At 36.2% G+C, this 17,712-nt stretch carries 20 protein-coding genes; 13 read left to right on the top strand and 7 right to left on the bottom strand.

Features of this window, described 5'->3' with window-relative positions; translation table 11 throughout:
* Positions 1-288: 288 nt before the first annotated feature.
* The 5 genes from CRO00_RS04920 (at position 289) to CRO00_RS04900 (ending at position 5,337) form a co-directional block, all read left to right on the top strand.
* On the top strand, positions 289-789 hold the full coding sequence (locus tag CRO00_RS04920; protein ID WP_097072555.1) for an Lrp/AsnC family transcriptional regulator: 501 nt from the start codon (positions 289-291) through the stop codon (positions 787-789).
* Positions 789-1,958, top strand: coding sequence for an aminotransferase (locus CRO00_RS04915; RefSeq protein WP_097072554.1), 1,170 nt, complete (start codon positions 789-791; stop codon positions 1,956-1,958). The genes CRO00_RS04920 and CRO00_RS04915 overlap by 1 nt, the downstream gene beginning before the upstream one ends.
* Before the next feature lie 189 nt (positions 1,959-2,147).
* The gene (sstT, locus tag CRO00_RS04910) at positions 2,148-3,362 is read left to right on the top strand and encodes a serine/threonine transporter SstT (protein WP_097072553.1); all 1,215 of its coding nucleotides are present in this window, start codon (positions 2,148-2,150) and stop codon (positions 3,360-3,362) included.
* A 122-nt stretch (positions 3,363-3,484) separates the two neighbouring features.
* The gene (locus tag CRO00_RS04905) at positions 3,485-4,021 is read left to right on the top strand and encodes a ribonuclease H-like YkuK family protein (RefSeq protein WP_097072552.1); all 537 of its coding nucleotides are present in this window, start codon (positions 3,485-3,487) and stop codon (positions 4,019-4,021) included.
* Positions 4,022-4,092: 71 nt separating this feature from the next.
* Positions 4,093-5,337, top strand: coding sequence for an aminopeptidase (locus CRO00_RS04900; RefSeq protein ID WP_097072551.1), 1,245 nt, complete (start codon positions 4,093-4,095; stop codon positions 5,335-5,337).
* A gap of 46 nt (positions 5,338-5,383) precedes the next feature.
* Here the strand turns inward: CRO00_RS04900 and CRO00_RS04895 are convergent, their stop codons facing one another.
* The 3 genes from CRO00_RS04895 to CRO00_RS04885 all read right to left on the bottom strand — a co-directional run bounded on the left by CRO00_RS04895 (position 5,384) and on the right by CRO00_RS04885 (position 7,139).
* Positions 5,384-6,115, bottom strand: a complete 732-nt coding sequence (locus CRO00_RS04895) for an alpha/beta fold hydrolase (RefSeq protein WP_097072550.1) — start codon at positions 6,113-6,115, stop codon at positions 5,384-5,386.
* An 86-nt stretch (positions 6,116-6,201) separates the two neighbouring features.
* Positions 6,202-6,552: a hypothetical protein gene (locus CRO00_RS04890; RefSeq protein ID WP_097072549.1), complete on the bottom strand. Its 351-nt coding sequence runs from the start codon at positions 6,550-6,552 to the stop codon at positions 6,202-6,204.
* Positions 6,553-6,743: 191 nt separating this feature from the next.
* Positions 6,744-7,139, bottom strand: coding sequence for a VOC family protein (locus tag CRO00_RS04885; RefSeq protein ID WP_097072548.1), 396 nt, complete (start codon positions 7,137-7,139; stop codon positions 6,744-6,746).
* Positions 7,140-7,337: 198 nt separating this feature from the next.
* Here CRO00_RS04885 and CRO00_RS20085 point away from each other — a divergent pair, with 198 nt between their 5' ends.
* The 5 genes from CRO00_RS20085 to CRO00_RS04865 all read left to right on the top strand — a co-directional run bounded on the left by CRO00_RS20085 (position 7,338) and on the right by CRO00_RS04865 (position 10,952).
* On the top strand, positions 7,338-7,493 hold the full coding sequence (locus tag CRO00_RS20085) for a hypothetical protein (RefSeq protein ID WP_161946615.1): 156 nt from the start codon (positions 7,338-7,340) through the stop codon (positions 7,491-7,493).
* Positions 7,494-7,507: 14 nt separating this feature from the next.
* Complete coding sequence (locus tag CRO00_RS04880; RefSeq protein WP_097072547.1) at positions 7,508-7,975, top strand: cytochrome c oxidase subunit II; 468 nt, start codon at positions 7,508-7,510, stop codon at positions 7,973-7,975.
* An 18-nt stretch (positions 7,976-7,993) separates the two neighbouring features.
* Entirely contained in the window at positions 7,994-9,691 is a 1,698-nt protein-coding gene (locus CRO00_RS04875) for a cbb3-type cytochrome c oxidase subunit I (protein WP_097072546.1), read from the top strand.
* A 71-nt stretch (positions 9,692-9,762) separates the two neighbouring features.
* Positions 9,763-10,395 carry an SCO family protein gene (locus tag CRO00_RS04870; protein ID WP_097072545.1) on the top strand — a complete coding sequence of 211 codons (633 nt, stop codon included), beginning with the start codon at positions 9,763-9,765 and terminating at the stop codon, positions 10,393-10,395.
* Positions 10,395-10,952: a hypothetical protein gene (locus tag CRO00_RS04865; RefSeq protein WP_097072544.1), complete on the top strand. Its 558-nt coding sequence runs from the start codon at positions 10,395-10,397 to the stop codon at positions 10,950-10,952. The genes CRO00_RS04870 and CRO00_RS04865 overlap by 1 nt, the downstream gene beginning before the upstream one ends.
* A 30-nt stretch (positions 10,953-10,982) precedes the next feature.
* Here the strand turns inward: CRO00_RS04865 and CRO00_RS04860 are convergent, their stop codons facing one another.
* Positions 10,983-11,675: a Crp/Fnr family transcriptional regulator gene (locus CRO00_RS04860; protein ID WP_202615621.1), complete on the bottom strand. Its 693-nt coding sequence runs from the start codon at positions 11,673-11,675 to the stop codon at positions 10,983-10,985.
* Positions 11,676-11,807: 132 nt separating this feature from the next.
* Between CRO00_RS04860 and CRO00_RS04855 the strand changes: the two genes are divergently transcribed.
* Positions 11,808-12,035 (top strand): DUF2249 domain-containing protein, encoded by a 228-nt coding sequence (locus CRO00_RS04855; RefSeq protein ID WP_097072543.1) that lies wholly within the window; start codon positions 11,808-11,810, stop codon positions 12,033-12,035.
* A gap of 157 nt (positions 12,036-12,192) precedes the next feature.
* Positions 12,193-12,927: a nuclease-related domain-containing protein gene (locus CRO00_RS04850; protein WP_161946614.1), complete on the top strand. Its 735-nt coding sequence runs from the start codon at positions 12,193-12,195 to the stop codon at positions 12,925-12,927.
* Between the two features lie 574 nt (positions 12,928-13,501).
* On the opposite strand, the gene CRO00_RS04845 is transcribed toward CRO00_RS04850, so the two are convergent.
* A complete protein-coding gene (locus CRO00_RS04845) occupies positions 13,502-15,121 on the bottom strand; it encodes a flavin-containing monooxygenase (protein WP_097072541.1) in 1,620 nt (539 codons plus the stop codon).
* Between the two features lie 14 nt (positions 15,122-15,135).
* Positions 15,136-16,068, bottom strand: coding sequence for an alpha/beta hydrolase (locus tag CRO00_RS04840; RefSeq protein WP_237658327.1), 933 nt, complete (start codon positions 16,066-16,068; stop codon positions 15,136-15,138).
* A gap of 182 nt (positions 16,069-16,250) precedes the next feature.
* Here CRO00_RS04840 and CRO00_RS04835 point away from each other — a divergent pair, with 182 nt between their 5' ends.
* Positions 16,251-16,940: a response regulator transcription factor gene (locus tag CRO00_RS04835; protein ID WP_097072539.1), complete on the top strand. Its 690-nt coding sequence runs from the start codon at positions 16,251-16,253 to the stop codon at positions 16,938-16,940.
* Between the two features lie 231 nt (positions 16,941-17,171).
* On the opposite strand, the gene CRO00_RS04830 is transcribed toward CRO00_RS04835, so the two are convergent.
* Positions 17,172-17,597, bottom strand: coding sequence for an alpha/beta hydrolase fold domain-containing protein (locus CRO00_RS04830; protein ID WP_237658326.1), 426 nt, complete (start codon positions 17,595-17,597; stop codon positions 17,172-17,174).
* Between the last annotated feature and the right edge of the window lie 115 nt (positions 17,598-17,712).

Raw genomic sequence — 17,712 nt, 5'->3', positions numbered from 1 at the left:
AAATTTTCTTCTGTGTCTATGTAAAGCTTTTGTAAATTTTGAAAAAAACAATTTTGATTGTATTAAATTTTGTAAAAATTAAGAAATTAACTTAGAAATAGTAATCTACATTCTCTTTAATCAATGCATCAATTTCTTTCTAGTAACGGATTGTTTTTTCTTCAAAATTCGACAATTCTCAATTTCTAATAAAACATCTTGAGCTCCTATAAAATCACAGTTACAATCATAGAAATGGCGCTAGTTTTGGCTATAATAAAATATATAAATATTTGGAGGTCTTTTAAGTTGAAATTAACTGCAAAAGAAATGGAAATAGTTGAGATTCTAGAAAAAGACTCACGTGTCGCAGTCGAAGATATTGCAAAGATGGTTGAGCTAAGCGTGGAAGAAACGAAAGAGTCCATAAAAAGACTTGAAGAAAACAAAGTAATTGTAAAATACATCTCGATTGTCGATTGGACGAAAGTTGAGGAGCACCCAGGCGTTCGTGCTATGATCGATGTAAAAGTAACGCCAAAACGCGGTGTTGGATTTGATGAAATCGCTGAAAGAATTTATCGTTTCGATGAAGTAAATTCTGTTTATTTAATGTCAGGTACTTACGACTTATCGGTAATTGTGGAAGCTAAATCAATGAACGAAGTAGCAAACTTTGTATCTCAGAAACTGTCAACACTTGATTCAGTACTTTCTACAACAACTCACTTTATTCTTAAAAAATACAAGCATGACGGGATCATTTTTGAACCAGATAATAAAGACAAAAGAATTGTGGTGTCACCATAATGAAATCGACGAAAAGCACGTATGTTTCAAAACTAGTTAACGATTTAAAACCATCCGGCATTCGACGTTTCTTTGACCTAGCTGCAGGCATGGAAGGGGTTATTTCTTTAGGTGTAGGAGAACCTGACTTTGTTACCCCTTGGCATGTACGTGAATCTGCAATTAGCTCCTTGGAACAAGGCTATACTTCTTACACACCAAATGCTGGTTTACTTGAGCTACGAGAAGAAATTGCCTATTATATGAAAAGCCAATTCGATGTAGAGTATTCTCCGAAAGAAGAAATCATTGTTACTGTAGGTGCCAGCTCTGCTATTGATATTGCAATGAGAACAATTTTAGACCCGGGCGATGAAGTTATCGTAGTTGAGCCATGTTTCGTTGCCTATGTTCCAATGGTTGAACTAGCTGGCGGTGTTGCTGTTCAAGTTCAAGCATTAAAGGAAAATGACTTTAAAATACTACCTGATCAACTTGAAGCAGTTATTTCAGAAAAAACAAAAGCAATCATGTTATGTTCTCCGAATAACCCAACTGGTACAATGCTTAGTAAACATGAACTTGAAGATATCGCTCATTTAGCTAAAAAATATGATTTATTAATTGTTGCAGATGAAATTTACGCAGAACTCGCTTATGACGAAGAATACACAAGTATGGCAGCGATTGAAGGAATGAAGGAACGTACAATTTTAGTTTCAGGTTTCTCTAAAGGCTTTGCGATGACAGGTTGGAGACTTGGTTTTGTATGTTCAACTCCAGAAATCTCAAATGCCATGCTAAAAGTACACCAATATGCATTAATGTGTGCTTCCACAATGGCGCAATATGCTGCAATTGAAGCTTTGAAAAATGGGCGTCCTGAAGTAGATGAAATGGTAAAAAGTTATCGCCGCCGCAGAAATTATATTGTGCAATCATTTAATGAAATTGGATTAGAATGTCATAATCCTGGTGGTGCTTTCTATGCATTCCCATCTATTAAATCTACTGGATTAAACTCTCAGGAATTTGCTGAACAGCTACTACTTAAAGAAGGCGTCGCTGTAGTACCAGGAGATGTTTTTGGTGAAAGCGGAGAAGGGCATATCCGTTGTTCTTACGCAACCTCACTTGAACAACTTCAAGAAGCAGTAAAGAGAATAAAACGTTTCATTGATAGTCTATAATTAATGAGGATGTTGAGAATATTATTTCTCAACATTCTTTTTTATGGGAATTAATTATTATCTTCAGAAAATAAAAATTATTCCATAGATATTCCCTATTTTAAATAACCGTGATAAACTATTGTCCATCACAGTAATACAATTGTACATTCAACTAGTATATGTCAGGATCAACTTCGGGGGGAAAACATGAGAAACATTATACTTAAATGGAACAAATTTAGTTTAGTTCTAAGGATATTAATAGGGATTATTTTCGGGGTTTTATTAGCCGTTACTATTCCTGATTCAGCCAAAGGGGTTTCTATTTTTGGGTCCTTATTTGTAGGTGCGCTAAAAGCAGTTGCACCAATTTTAGTATTATTATTAGTGACAAATGCTATCTCTAACCATAAGAGTGGCAAAAAGACAAACATGAAAAGTATTTTAGGTCTTTATGCAATCGGTACATTTTTAGCAGGAGTAGTTGGTGTCGTTGCAAGCTTCCTATTCCCTGTTTCATTAACACTTACTTCAGGTGTAGAAGATTTAACTCCACCTGGTGGAATAATGGAAGTACTCAAGACTTTATTATTTAACATTGTTGACAATCCAGTAAATGCGTTAATGAATGCAAATTATATTGGTATCCTAACATGGGCTATCATACTTGGCTTAGTATTAAAAGGTGCAGCAGATACAACGAAAACCGTTATTTCAAACCTATCTGATGCTATAACACAAATCGTAAAATGGGTAATTGATTTAGCTCCAATCGGTATTATGGGTCTTGTCTTTGATGCAATTTCTACAAATGGCCTTTCATCATTACTTGAATACGGACAACTACTTACACTGCTACTAGGATGTATGTTCTTTGTCGCGTTAGTCATCAATCCAATAATTACATTTGTTTATACTCGTTCAAATCCGTATCCTCTTGTTTTAAGAACATTAAGAGAAAGTGGTTTGACAGCATTCTTCACACGTAGTTCAGCAGCAAATATTCCTGTAAATCTTACACTATGTAAGAAATTAGGTTTAGAGGAAGATACATATTCAGTGTCAATTCCTTTAGGTGCAACAATTAATATGGCAGGTGCCGCTGTTACAATTTCAGTTTTAACCCTATCTGCTGCACATACATTAGGAATTGAAGTAGATTTATGGACAGCCATTATTTTAATGGTAGTATCTGCAGTTTCTGCTGCGGGCGCTTCTGGTGTTGCTGGAGGATCTCTTCTACTGATTCCACTTGCATGTAGCTTATTTGGAATTTCAAATGACATAGCTATGCAAGTTGTTGGTGTAGGATTCATCATTGGGGTTTTACAGGATTCTTGTGAAACTGCTCTTAACTCTTCTTCAGATGTTCTATTTACTGCGACTGCAGATATTGCAAAAAAACGTAAAGAAGCAAGATAATCTTATTTTATTAACCTCCTTACTGTCATGTAAGGGGGTTTTTTATGCGCCCAAAACCATATTTTTTTTAGGTTAGTTGAATACAATGTATTAACAAATTAACTTTGAGAAAGGTAGGAGTAATGGGAAGCGCTAAGGAGTATAATGTCACCTTTCAAAATTTAAGCCAAAAAAACATGACTTTTGAACAAGTGTTTCAACATATAACAAATTTTATGAAGAAAGATCCTTCAGGTAAATTTCGACTTATGTTTGGTACCGATTCACAAGTTTTTAATCACTATACAAAATTCATAACTGGCATTGTTATCCAACAAGAAAGAAAGGGTGTTTGGGCCTGTATACGAAAAGTGAATGTTCCTAGACAAATGATGAATTTGCATGAACGTATCTCCTATGAAACAACTTTAACAGAAGAAATCGTTTCACTATTTACTAAAGAACATAAAGAACAATTAATAAATATTGTTTTACCAAATATTTATAGGGGTGCTAATTTTACCATTGAAGGACATATTGATATTGGTTCAGGAAAACGCAATAAAACTCGGGTATTTGTTAAAGAAATGGTAGCCCGTTTAGAATCGATAGGGTTAGAACCGAAAATAAAACCAGAATCCTTTGTTGCGAGCAGTTATGCTAATCGTTTTACAAAATGATGTGTTGCGACGTCAGTTTTTCTTCAATTATGCTAATATAGATAATTGAACCAATCAAAATTGGAGGTATCATTATGTTAGCTAACTTTGAAGAAAACTTACAAAAGTATGCAAAACTTTTAGTCGCAAAAGGAATAAACGTGCAAAAAGGCGATTGGGTAAAGATGACAATAACAGTCGATCAAGCTCCTTTAGCACGTTTAATTACAAAAGAAGCCTATGCATTAGGTGCTGAAAAAGTAATTGTTAAATGGTCTGATGATGAAATTACAAAGTTACATTATCTTCACCAACCGACAGAAGTATTAACAGATATTCCACAGTATGAAATCGAGGAATCTGAGGATCACGTATTGAACCATCGTGTAAGCCGACTTTCAATTATTTCTAGTGATCCAGGACTATTAAATGAAGTGGATCCAGCTAAGGTTGCCGCTTATCAAAATGTTTTCGGAAAAGCGTTCCATGTCCAACGTAAAGCAACTCAAAATGATGATTTAAAATGGACAGTAGCTGCTGCTGCCGGTGCAGGATGGGCGGCAAAAGTGTTCCCGCACCTTGCTACTTCAGAAGAACAAGTAGATGCACTATGGGATCAAATTTTCAAAACTTGCCGTGTTTATGAAGAAGATCCTGTAGCTGCATGGGACCTTCATAAGAAAACATTAAATGAAAAAGCGAATAAACTAAATGAAACGCAATTTGACGCTCTCCACTACACAGCACCGGGTACAGATTTAACTTTAGGATTACCTAAAAATCATATTTGGGCTTGCGCGGAAAGTTATAATCCAAAAGGTGAAGAATTTATTGCCAATATGCCAACAGAGGAAGTGTTTACAGCTCCTGACACTCGTCGCATGGATGGTATCGTTCGTAGCACAAAACCTCTAAGTTATGCAGGAACGTTAATTGAAGGTATTGAGGTTCATTTTAAAGATGGGAAAATTGTTGATATTTCAGCTGAAAAAGGCGATGAAGCTATTAAAAAGCTAGTGTTTGACAATGAAGGTGGTACTGGTCTTGGTGAAGTAGCCCTCGTTCCAGATCCGTCACCAATTTCACAATCAGGCATTACATTCTTCAATACATTATTTGATGAAAATGCATCAAACCATTTAGCAATTGGCTCCGCTTATCCGACGACAATCCAAGGTGGTACAACAATGAGCCCAGAACAATTGCGTTCAAATGGTATGAACACGTCAACTGTACACGTTGATTTCATGATTGGTTCAGCTGACATGAATATAGACGGTATTAAACAAGATGGCACAGTAGTTCCGATATTCCGCAATGGTGATTGGGCTATCTAATTTCCCAAATCAATAGTGAGCCACCTATTTGAAGAGGTGGCTTTTTTTATGCCATAAATTCACGGATTGTTCTTATAAAAGTTTGTGAATCTTCCAACATCCCTAGATGACCTGTTTTTGTCATTACTTTTTTCACATTTGGGTTGTTTGTTTCAACTGGTTTCACAACAGCATCCTCTGAACCTTCAATAACTAGGATTGGAATTTTTAATTGTTCGACTAATTCATGCTGATTCGGACGGTTTTTCATTGTTTCAAGAGCCATAACTAGACCCTCTTCTGACGCATTGTAAGCAATATTCCGCGCATAATTTACATGCTCTTCATTAGGATTTTCACTAAAAAATGCACCTAAAACGTTATTCACAAAATGTTCTACTCCATCATCAGCAATTTGTTGTTGTTGATTTGTACGCTTTTCAATTTGCTCATCTGTATCTGCTAAGTCAGAGGAATAAGCCAATATTGCCCGGTTAATTGGTGCAATTTCTTTTTCAATTGCTGCTAACACAATATAGCCACCCATGGAATGCCCTAGCCATGTCGCTTCCTTAATCTCTTCATGTGCTAATATATCCGCCACTGCTCTTGCATAATCATAGACAGAATAGCTTTCTTTTTCTAACTTACTTTCTCCATGACCTGGTAAGTCTACTGCAATGCAATCGAAGTGAGAAGAAAGTTCATCAATAACTTCACTAAAAATTTCTTTTGCTCCTAAAAAGCCATGTACAAAAACAAGCACTTCGCCAGTTCCTTTTCTTATATATTGAAGCATGGTCGTCTCCTCCTATTAATCAATAAAAAAAGACGGACGAGTATTATCATCCATCTAAATACATACTTCTCAAAAACTTAAGTTTTTTATACTTCGATTACCTCTGAATTTGCCAATCCTGCATTACGTGCAATACGACTTAATTGCATCTTAATGACTGGACTCTTCTCTATAATAAATTCTACTTTATCAAATTGAGAATCTTTATACATTTTAAAAGATGTTTCAAGAGCAGGTAACATTTCTTGAGTAATGATATTCATATTTTTACAATCTACTTTTAATGTAAAGTTGTTCGCATTAATAGATCCTACTTTACTTTGATAATCATTATGAAAATCTTTTGCTTGCTGCGGTGTAAAAGTCCCCTTTACAGACATATCAATGGTTTTTTCTGTTTGATTTACAAAAATGCTATAACTTCCTGTTTGACTCATTCTATTTATCCCCTTTTTACTAAACTCCCCAATATAGGTTATACTTACTTTTTTAACTATAGACTATTTTATTATTCTATTATTTATTTTCAATAGACTTTATACCTATTTTCTGTTTTTTCAAAAGTAAAAAATACTATTAAATAAAAAAACACAATCTAAGCATTGATTGATTGTGTTCTAAAATTTATTTACTTCGCATTCTCGTCCGGTTGATGAATTCCAAAAATATTGCCCTCTGTATCAAGATAGTAACCTTGCCATGCCATTCCTGGTAACGCATACTTAGGCAATGCCACTTTTCCACCTTGTTGAAGGATTTTCTCTTCCGTTGCATCATAATCCGCAACACCCATTGTACACACATAGCCATTTAGTGCCTGCGTCGGTTCAGGTGATGGCCCTTGTCGCTGCATTAATGCTCCGTTGATTCCTGGTTCGTCATCACTGCCTGTAACTACACCATAATAAGGCATCCCCGCATATTCAGACCAATCTTGAAACGTCCAATCGAACACTTCACCATAAAACTTTTTAGCATTTTCCATATCAGTAACGTGAATTTCGAAATGTACTAATCTCCCCATGAAAAGACCTCCCTAAAAAATTTTTACTACCTCTCAATTATAAGGATATTTTTATTAGAGTAATCAACTAATTGTAAATATTTATCATTTAGTGAGACATCCGTGTTGAAAATCACCGTCTCCCTGTGAGCTAGGTCACTTCAGAACAATTCATACAAGATTACAATACAATCATGAACAACAAAGGAGGACCTATCAATGACTACAAACAAAGAAATCGAGACAAAAAAATGCGCAGAGAAAAATGAAGATGATTCTCTAAAAGGCGCACTATTCTCTTCAGTAGTTTTTGTCGGCGGAACAATCGTTGTATTTATGGCTATTTTGCTAGCTTACTATATAGCAAGAATTTAAAGGAGTGAACATCAATGAAGATACATCGCGCAGAAGAAATATGGTTAATTATCGGTATTGCAATCATCGTAATTTCAATGGCCATTACTGGATATCAGGCATTTGCTTTAGGAATGGCACCTCCAAGTGGAATGGAACATATTGATCCACAAAAAGTAGATGATACAGCACCCTTTAATAATCCGGGTGTTTTCCAAACAGGGGAAAATGAATATGAAGTTGTTATGACTCTCCAAATTTTCTCATTCACACCAAATAAAATCGAAATTCCTGCTGGCTCAGAAGTGACATTTACTATGACTTCAAAAGATGTGGTACACGGATTCCAAGTGGCAGGTACAAATATTAATGCAATGGTCGTACCCGGTTATGTTCAAACGATTACACAAAAGTTTGATGAGCTAGGTGAATATTTAGTGTTATGTAATGAATATTGTGGCGCTGGACATCAATTAATGGCTACTACAATTATAGTGAAATAGGAAAGGTGGACATATTTTATGGCTACGATTACAAAAGAAACTGTTCCTTCACAGTCAACTGTTAAAGAAAAAATCCATGGTATGTTAGGTGTTAATCGTCAAGATGCCAAACTCTCATTAGTCCTTATCTCTATTGCTTTTATCGCATTTTTACTTGGAGGAATTCTCGGTTTAGTTCAAGGGTTAAACCGTGCCGGACTTTTTGAATTACCTTCTTGGTTAAATTATTATCAAGTGTTAACTGGTCACGGGGTATTATTAGTACTCGTCTTTAGTACCACTTTTACAATCGGATATTTCTACGCTGCATTTTCTCATACACTTGGAGGTCTTCTTCCAAAGGTGCGGAAAATGGGGTGGGCAGGCTTAGGATTAATGGTCATCGGAGTTGTATTTGTTGCAACAACAATTATCATGGGTGATGCATCGGTTATGTACACGTTCTACCCGCCAATGCAAGCATCACCGTGGTTTTATGTTGGACTAGTATTCCTTGTGTTAGGGATTTGGCTTTATGCATTTGGGGCGTTTATTAACGTTGCTCATTGGAGAAAAAATCACCGTGGCGAGCATCTACCACTACTTGCTTACTTTGGCGTTGGCGTATTCGTATTACTTTTCATTGGGAGCTTTGGAGTAACTGCAGAAGTTTTATATATCATTCCATGGGCGTTTGGATGGATTGATACAATTAATGTTATGCTCACACGTACTCTTTTCTGGAGCTTCGGGCACACGTTAGTAAACATCTGGTACTTAGCAGCCGTATCATCATGGTATGTTGCAATTCCAAAATTGATTGGTGGAAAAGTATTTAATGATTCATTAGCTCGTTTAGTTGTCATTCTATCAGTAGTCTTAAATATTACAGGTGGGTTCCATCATCAAATTATCGATCCTGGAATTAATGAGGGCATTAAATTCATGCATGTTTTTATGAGTTTATCAATCGGTTTCCCATCTATGATGACAGCATTTGCGATGTTTGCGACTTTTGAACGCACTGGTCGAAAAAAAGGAGCAAAGGGATTGTTAGGTTGGGTAAAAGTATTACCTTGGGGCGACGTTCGTTTCTTAGCACCAATGATTGCGATGATTTCCTTCATTCCGGCAGGTGCTGGTGGTATCGCCCAAACTAATAACCAACTAGACCAAGTGGTACACAATACTATGTGGATTGTCGGACATTTCCATTTAACTTTAGGAGTATCGGTTGTTGTTTCCTTCTGTGGAATTGTTTATTGGTTAGTACCTCACTTATCAAAACGCGTATTAACACCAAAAATGAACAAATTAGGAGTAATTCAGACACTCATTTGGACATTAGGAATGATCTTTATGGCAGGGTCAATGCACATTGTTGGACTAGCAGGTTCACCTAGAAGAACTTCTTACACAACTTATGGCGATAACGCAACAGCTCTAGGATGGGATCCATATTTATTCTTCCTAGCTATCGGTGGCACATTGTTAATTATCGGCTGTGTTCTAATGTTCTACATTGTATTCCATTTAATGTTCAAAGCACCTAAAGGCGAAACTGCATTCCCAATTGCCGAGCAAGAAGAAGGCGCTCATGCAACACCGTACTGGACAGAAAGATGGACTGTTTGGATTATCTTAATGCTTGCAATCGTTGCAATGGCTTACGTAATCCCATTAGTAGACATGATTTTCAATGCCCCTCCTGGATCACCGCCGTTTAGAACCTGGTAAATAATCAATTGAAAGAGGTAGTCGAGTGGCTATCTCTTTCAAATTAAAATTTGTTTAGGAAGTGATCTTTTATGGTCAAAAATAAACAGAATATCGCCATTCTTATCGTATTAATATTTGGATTCAGTTTGCTTTACTTTGGAACGGATGGATTTCAAGCATTTACAGCAGAAAAAGCGAGAGTGAATAATTTAATGAAGGACCATCCTATATTCCCAGAAGTAACTTTAGAAGATAGTGAAGGAGCGAAATATTCTTTTTCAAAGTTCGAAGGAAAATATGTACTTATGACGTTTCTTTATACAGGATGTACAGATGTTTGTCCGCAATTAGAATATAACCTAGCTCAAGTTCACGATTTAATTCCATCCCAGTATGTTGGGGAAAAAATTGAATTTTTAAGCATCAGCTTTGATCCAACACGAGACACACCTGAGACATTAAAAAAATACGCCCAATATTTTAATACAGACAGCACTGCATGGAAAATAGCGCGTATTTCCAATGAAGAAGAATTAACTTCACTTTTAAATGAATTTGGAATTATTGTCATACCAGATGACTATGGCAATTTCCAACATAACTCCGCATTTTACTTAGTTGACCCAAATGGTATTTTAATTGAAGTGTTGGACTATAAAAAAGTAGAAGAAGCAGCAACTATAGTGACAACTATTCTTGAAGAGAAAGTAGGGAGAAACTAATGAAACAAGCAATTTACGGCCTCATTTTATATGTTTTTCTAATACTCCCTCCAGTTGCTTCATTAGCTGAATCGGTAATGACTATTCATATGCATATGCAAATGCCGCTTTTAGTGGTAGTCGGATTCCTTTTCACACCATTTTTAAAACAAACATTTCCTAACTTTTTTGTACAATGGAATGCAAAAGGTGTGCCGGGCATACTCCTTTTTATGGTGATTACTGTCTATTGGATGCTACCCCGCGCAATGGATGAAGCACTAAACATACGTGCAATAGAAACCTTCAAATTTATTAGTTTACCATTTTTTGCAGGAGTACCATTACGAGATAGCTGGAGTAAGATGAATAGATTATGGAAAAGCATTACATTTATCTTCTTAACTTTGACATACGGAATGATTGGAATTTTATACATTCTAACTCCCATTCAACTTTGTAACAATTACTTAATGTTAGAGCAAAAAACGCTAGGATGGTCATCACTTGTAACCGCACTCTGCTTTTTAGCTTATTTAATACTAAATGTAACAATTGATAAATCTAAATATGAATAACTAAATCGGATATTATGTCCGATTTTTTTGTTAAAATAACTCTTCTTTTAATGCGTCTACATTGATCATCATATTTCCAACTTCATCAAGGTTCACAAGCCCTTTCTTTTTCAATTGGGTTAACGTTCTGCTCACTGTTTCTCTACTGGAGCCAATCATATTTGCCAAATCTCGATTTGTAAATTGAGTCGTGATAAGAATTGTTCCATCGACCTTATTTTTTCCGTGACTTTTTGACAATCGAATTAACAGTAAAATAATTTGCTCATAAGTAGTATTCATTATTTGCTCTTGAAGGCGGTTTTGCAAATCTACTATTTTATCCCCCAAAATTTTCATCATCTTCACACATGTTTCTGGGTGCTGAATTAGAAACTTTTCAAAACTTGGAATCGGAATATAAATTAAAGCAGTTTCTTCCAATACTTGGGCATTCGCCGGATAGTTATCATTTCGAAAAAAACCTTGATGAGGAAACATCTCACCTGGCTGGAGGACATTAATAATCTGTTCTTTTCCTTGCAAATCTGTACGGTAAACTTTGATTTTTCCTCTAGCAATAAAATAGACATTCGTTAATGGGTCACCTTGCATAAATATATGTGCTCCTTGATGGAACACTCCATTTCTAGACAGCTCTACAACAGGCTCCATTTCAGAATCGGTTAAGTTTTTAAATAGAGGAAATTTCTGAAGCAAATCTTGTATCGCATTTTTATTCAATTTGCTTTGCCTCCTTACTCAAGTGATTTAAATCATACTGAAATTGTGAATGAACTCACATAGGTCTTAAAGAAATTAAGTTATGATAATTATGACCATAATCATGGTATTAAAACATTGGAGGTTTAAAAGATGAACAGTATTAAATTACATGCACCAGATATCCCACCAAAAGTACGTCATTTTCGAATTTTTGAGGCTTTCGAAAAGTTAGACCCAGGTGAGTATTTGGAACTTACCAATGACCACGATCCAAAACCACTATATTATGTTTTCTCGATTGAAAGAGAAGGTACATTTGAATGGAGTTATTTAGAAGAAGGACCTGAGCTGTGGCGAGTAGCAATTAAAAAAATTTAGTACCTATTTGGGCTTATTTATTAGATTAAGCCCTTTTTATATGGAAAATTTTGTAGTATGTTTAATATATAATTATTTAAATAAGGGAGGCAAAAATGATAGTAAAAACTAGGTCTAAATCTACTGAATTACAAACTTTCTTCAGTGCAGTTGCCTAGTGATTAACGACTTGCTGCTTTCAACAAACAACACTACATATCAAATTGATTCGTTATTGATCATGTCCGACGCGATTTATCTTTTTGAGGTTAAAAACTTTGAGGGTGATTTTTATTATCAATCAAACCGCTTTTACATGAGACCGAAAACTGAAATAGTTGACCCCCTCATTCAATTGAAACGAACAGAATCATTGCTCAGCATGTTACTTCAAAAAATCGGATATAATATTCCCATTAACGCTTGGGTCGTTTTCATTAATTCAGAATTTACTTTATACCAATCACCTCTAGATTTACCACTGATCTTTCCAACGCAGATCAACCGTTTTTTAAAACAACTCGATACAAATACATCCAAAGTTTCGCAAAAGCATCGAGCATTGGCAGAAAAACTTTGTTCGCTTCATGTACAAGACAATCCTTATAAACAATTACCATCTTATGAGTATGATCAATTACGAAAGGGGATTGCCTGTGACATGTGCAACGGTCTCTTAGTTTTGGTTGAAGGTAAAAAATGCATCTGTACAAAATGTGGCCATCATGAAACCGTTGAATCTGCAGTATTACGGAGCGTAAAAGAATTTAAGCTCCTCTTTCCTAATGAAAGGGTGACGACTAATGCAATATTTGATTGGTGTAAAGTGGTGACATCTAAAAGGAGAATAAATAGGATACTAAGCAAGAATTATAAAATCGTCGGCACTCATCAGTGGGCTTACTACGAGTAGATGTTGTATAACTTAATTACATTCTCTTATCCTTTTTGTCCTTCAAGTTTTTGAAGGATTTTTTTATTTAGCTTCTCTTTTTCATTATGGGTATGAATGTCAATAAACACCTTATAATCCATGTCTTTCATTGCCGGTATGAACGTCACTAGAACCCTTATCCTCTGTTGTTTTGGCTTTCATCGCTGGTATGAACGCCACTAGAACCCTTATCCTCTGTTGTTTTGGGTTTCATCGCTGGTATGAACGCCACTAGAACCCTTATCCTCTGTTGTTTTGGCTTTCATCGCCGGTATGAACGTCACTAGACCCTTATCCTCTGTTGTTTTGGCTTTCATCGCTGGTATGAACGCCACTAGAACCCTTATCCTCTGTTGATTTGTCTTTCATCGCTGGTATGAACGTCACTAGAATTGTGTTTTGTCTTTCATCGAGGTTATGAACGTCACTAGAAGCTTTTATCCTTTTGATTTGGCTTTCATCACGGGTATTGACGTCACTGAGAGTTCCCTCAAGATGTTAAATTTCACAAAAAACAACCACAACAAACTACATTGTGGTTGTCGTAAACTATCTAATTTAACACTTCTGCACCCGTTAACGTGAAACCATTGTAGCTTTCGTCTGCTACTTGGTCACAAATTTTACGGTAGTTGTCTAGGCCACCTACGAAGATGACAAAGCCGCTGCGTTTTGTTCCATCTAGATTAGCACCTGTATACCAGGAATTTGTGTAAGGGAACAATGTTTGATTCGCAATATCATCACATTGTTGTGCCCACGTCTTTTCAGCTTCTTCCTGCGCTTCAATTGTTTGAATATTATTTTCCTCTAAATATTCAATACATCTGTCAATCCAATCCACATGCTGCTCAATAGCTGATGGCATGTTCGTTAATACGGATGGACTTTGTGGACCCGTAATCATAAAGAAGTTCGGGAAGTTTTGAACTGATAATCCTAAATAAGTTTTTACTACCTTGCCTTCTTCCCACTTTTCTTTTAACGGTTGTCCATCACGTCCGCGAATATCAATTCTTAATAAAGAGCCTGTCATTGAGTCATAGCCTGTAGCAAAAACAATGACGTCGCATTCAATTGAACCATTCTGCAACTCAACACCGTTTTCCACAATGCGCACAATCGGATTTTCTTTTAACGATACAACGTTCACATTGTCGCGATTAAACATTTCATAATAGTTCGTTCCAATAATTAAACGTTTTGTTGAAATATAATAGTCCGGATGCAAGGCTTTTGCCGTCGCTTCATTTTCCACAATTTCATCAATTTTATCGCGGACAAATTGGGAAACTACTAAATTCGTATCTTTATTAACTGCAACATCTGGATAAACTGAGCCTAATGCTAGTCCACCAGTTTCCCAGACATATTCTAACGTTTGCTTTTGTTCTTCTGGTGTAAATTCAGTTGCAGACTTGCCTGTTGTAAACATACGGATTCCACCAGGAGTTGTGAAGAATGCATCACGAATTTCTTCATATTTCGAGATTGCCTCATCTTGTTGTTCCTTAGTCAATGGGTGGTTTCTAGCATCAGCTACATAGTGTGGCGTACGCATTAATAACGTCAACTCACTCGCCTCTTTCGCAATAAGTGGCATTGCCTGCACACCACTAGATCCGTTCCCAATTACCACAACACGTTTCCCTGTGAAGTCAACTTTTTCATGTGGCCATCTACCTGTATGGTATTTCTCACCTTTGAATGTGTCGACTCCTTCAAATGGTGGGATATTTGTTGTCGATAAACAACCAACACCACTAATGAAATATTTGGCAACAAATTTTTCATCAGTGTCTGTTTCAATTTCCCACAGTTTTGACCCTTCATTAAAAGCAGCCTTGGTCACCCGCGTTTCAAATTGGATATCCGGACGCAACTCTAGCTCGTCTGCTACAAAATTCAAATACTCTAGAATTTCAGGTTGTGCAGCGTAACGCTCTTTCCACCGCCATTTTTTATATAAATCTTCAGAGAATGTAAAATTATAATAGATAGAATCCGAGTCACATCTAGCACCTGGGTAGCGGCTCCAATACCATGTTCCTCCTACTCCATCTGCTGTTTCAAGCACTTTAACATTTAATCCTCGTTCTCTTAACTTATATAACATGTAGAGACCTGCAAACCCTGCACCAATTACTATCGCATCATATTGTTTTGCTTCCATAAAATTCCCCCTTATTAAGAGTTGACTTTTAAAGCATTTAAGAACTGAGCGATTGCACTAACTGTTTCTTTTGTTTCATCCGCAAAAACAGCCATGTTACTAAAGAAACCATGTATGCTACCTGGTAACACGGAATACTCTACCTTCACACCTGCTTCTTTCAATTTATCACGATATTCAGCACCTTCATCGAATAATACGTCATTTTCAGCCGCTACAATGACTGCTGGAGGTAAAGCGCTTACATCTTCGCATAATAAAGGCGATACATCTACATTTTTATAATCCTCTTCACTATTAACATAGTACTCCCCGAACCATATCATTAAATCTTTATCAAGACCGAATCCTTCTGCAAATTTCTCATAGGAAGCCGTTGTGAAGTCAAGGTTTGTTACTGGGTAAATTAAAGCTTGTGCTGAAATAGATGGACCGTTATTCTCTTGGCTAAGAATTGTCATAATTGTTGCTAAGTTACCGCCAGCAGAGTCTCCACCGACCACAATATCATCTGCAATTGCATTCAACTCTTCAGCATGATCATGTGCCCAGCAAAGTGCTGCATAGCTATCTTCTACAGGTACAGGGTATTTAAATTCTGGCGCTAATCGATAATCTACAGAAACAACAACACGTTTTGTATTTTCAGCTAATAATCGGCATCCTGCGTCAGAAGTATCTAAATTACCAAGTACCCAACCGCCACCATGGTAATAAACAAATAATGGGAACGGACCATCTCCCTCTGGTGTATAAATTCGAACAGTAATCTCACCTTCATTTACAGGGATTTGACGGTTTTCAACTTTCGCAACTTGTGGTACTTCAACACCTTCTGGAACTGGAGCAATCATTGCTTGACGCACCACATCTGGAGTTAAGTCCTGAATTTTTGGCCCACTGTAAAACGCCTCTAAATACACCTTCGCACTATTTGATAAACCCATATTCTTCATCCTTTCATTCAGAAATTCGCATGCATTTGTATGCTAACTAAATACTATCAAACTATTTTTTTCTGTGTAATTCCTACTTTTAGCTATTTTCACTAACAAAATAGGTGAAATTTTTAGAATAAACACTACTTTTCGTATGATTTTCTGCATATTAAAATATAAGGGGTGATTGAATGAAACTAGATTCATGGACAATTAAAGAAGAGTTAAAAAGCATCGTACATTTACATTCACAAGAGGAGCAAATTTGTTCAATCCTTAAACTTTTTGAAAAACTATTCAAAGGTGAGAGACTTTCATTCTATCGTTTTAGTCCTATTGGTTATGTGGGTGAAGGCGTGGCACTGTTATACAACGGACAACTTCAGGCCCTCAATTATATTCGAGACGATATTCGTGGTTTGCCAGCTATTAGACAAGCTATCGAAAAGAAACAAGCTATCTATTATTCTGGACAAGATATTATTACCCAAATTACTAGTCGTTACCAACAAAACTATCAACTCAAGTCATTGCTAGTAGTCCCAATTATCGCCAATAATATAACGATTAGCTATATTTGTAGAGAGGTAATTAGTGAGGACCATAGTATTCCACCAGAACAAATCGAGGATATTTCTTTTTTTGGTAAAATAGCTGGAGAGTTACTGATTCAACCTCAGAAAACCCTGCATCCCAAACTTAGCCCCCGTGAAAACGAAATTTTAAAGGCGTTAGCAAACGGTTTCTCCACGAAGGAAATGACCAACATTCTTTTATTAAGTGAAGCAACAATCAAACAATATATAAAATCTATTTTGGTAAAACTTAATGCAAAAAATCGTGTCCATGCTGTCTCAATATACATGTCCCAGTATATGTAAGTTTTATGCAACAAAAAAAACTTGGTCTCTTTTTTAATTAGAGAACCAAGTTTTTTAAGTTTTTATACACGAACCGTTGCTTTTTCTTCTACGGAATCTAATTTAGTGTTTTTCCATTAGCCTTAGTAGTCGCTAATCTTTAACTTTAACTTTTTCGCTCGATTTTACTGAATGCATCGTGTGTAATTTGTTCGGATCTGGATTTTTCATTGTTTTGAAAATTACTTTAAACTAAGAATTTAGAAACTCATCTGTAAGTACATCTTTGTATTCATCAAGATGAGTCCATTTCCCTAAAAAACCATGTGTAACGCCATCATTTCTTTTCGCTACAACATGAACACCACATTTGCTTAAGTTCTCAGCATAAATTTCCCCTTCGTCACGCATAGGGTCAAATTCTGCAGTAATCACTAATGCTTGAGGTAAATTTTCCAAGTTTTCTTCACGAATTGGAGATACAAGTGGATGATTAGGATCTGCTCCTCCAGATAAATAGAATGAATTGTATTCTGGTAAATGAGCAGTTTCAACAAAATATTCTTTTGGGCCTTTTTTTGCTCTTTTCGCTTCACCGGAAGCAATGCCGCCTTTGCGCCCCATTTCTGCTCGTTCTTCCGGTGTCCGTTGTTCTACTGGTATGAAATTACCGTTCACGCCAATACCATTTTCAGCCCCTTTTACATCCTCCCTTCAGGCAAAATAAAAAAGCGGTTTACTTCTTCCGCTTTACGGTCTTTACTCTATTTAAACATACCCCTCCACTTCCCAA

Origin of the sequence: Ureibacillus xyleni (assembly GCF_900217795.1) — a bacterium.
Classification (GTDB): domain Bacteria; phylum Bacillota; class Bacilli; order Bacillales_A; family Planococcaceae; genus Ureibacillus; species Ureibacillus xyleni.
Note: the sequence above shows the minus strand (reverse complement) of the source record. Positions and strands in the feature narration are given on the sequence as shown.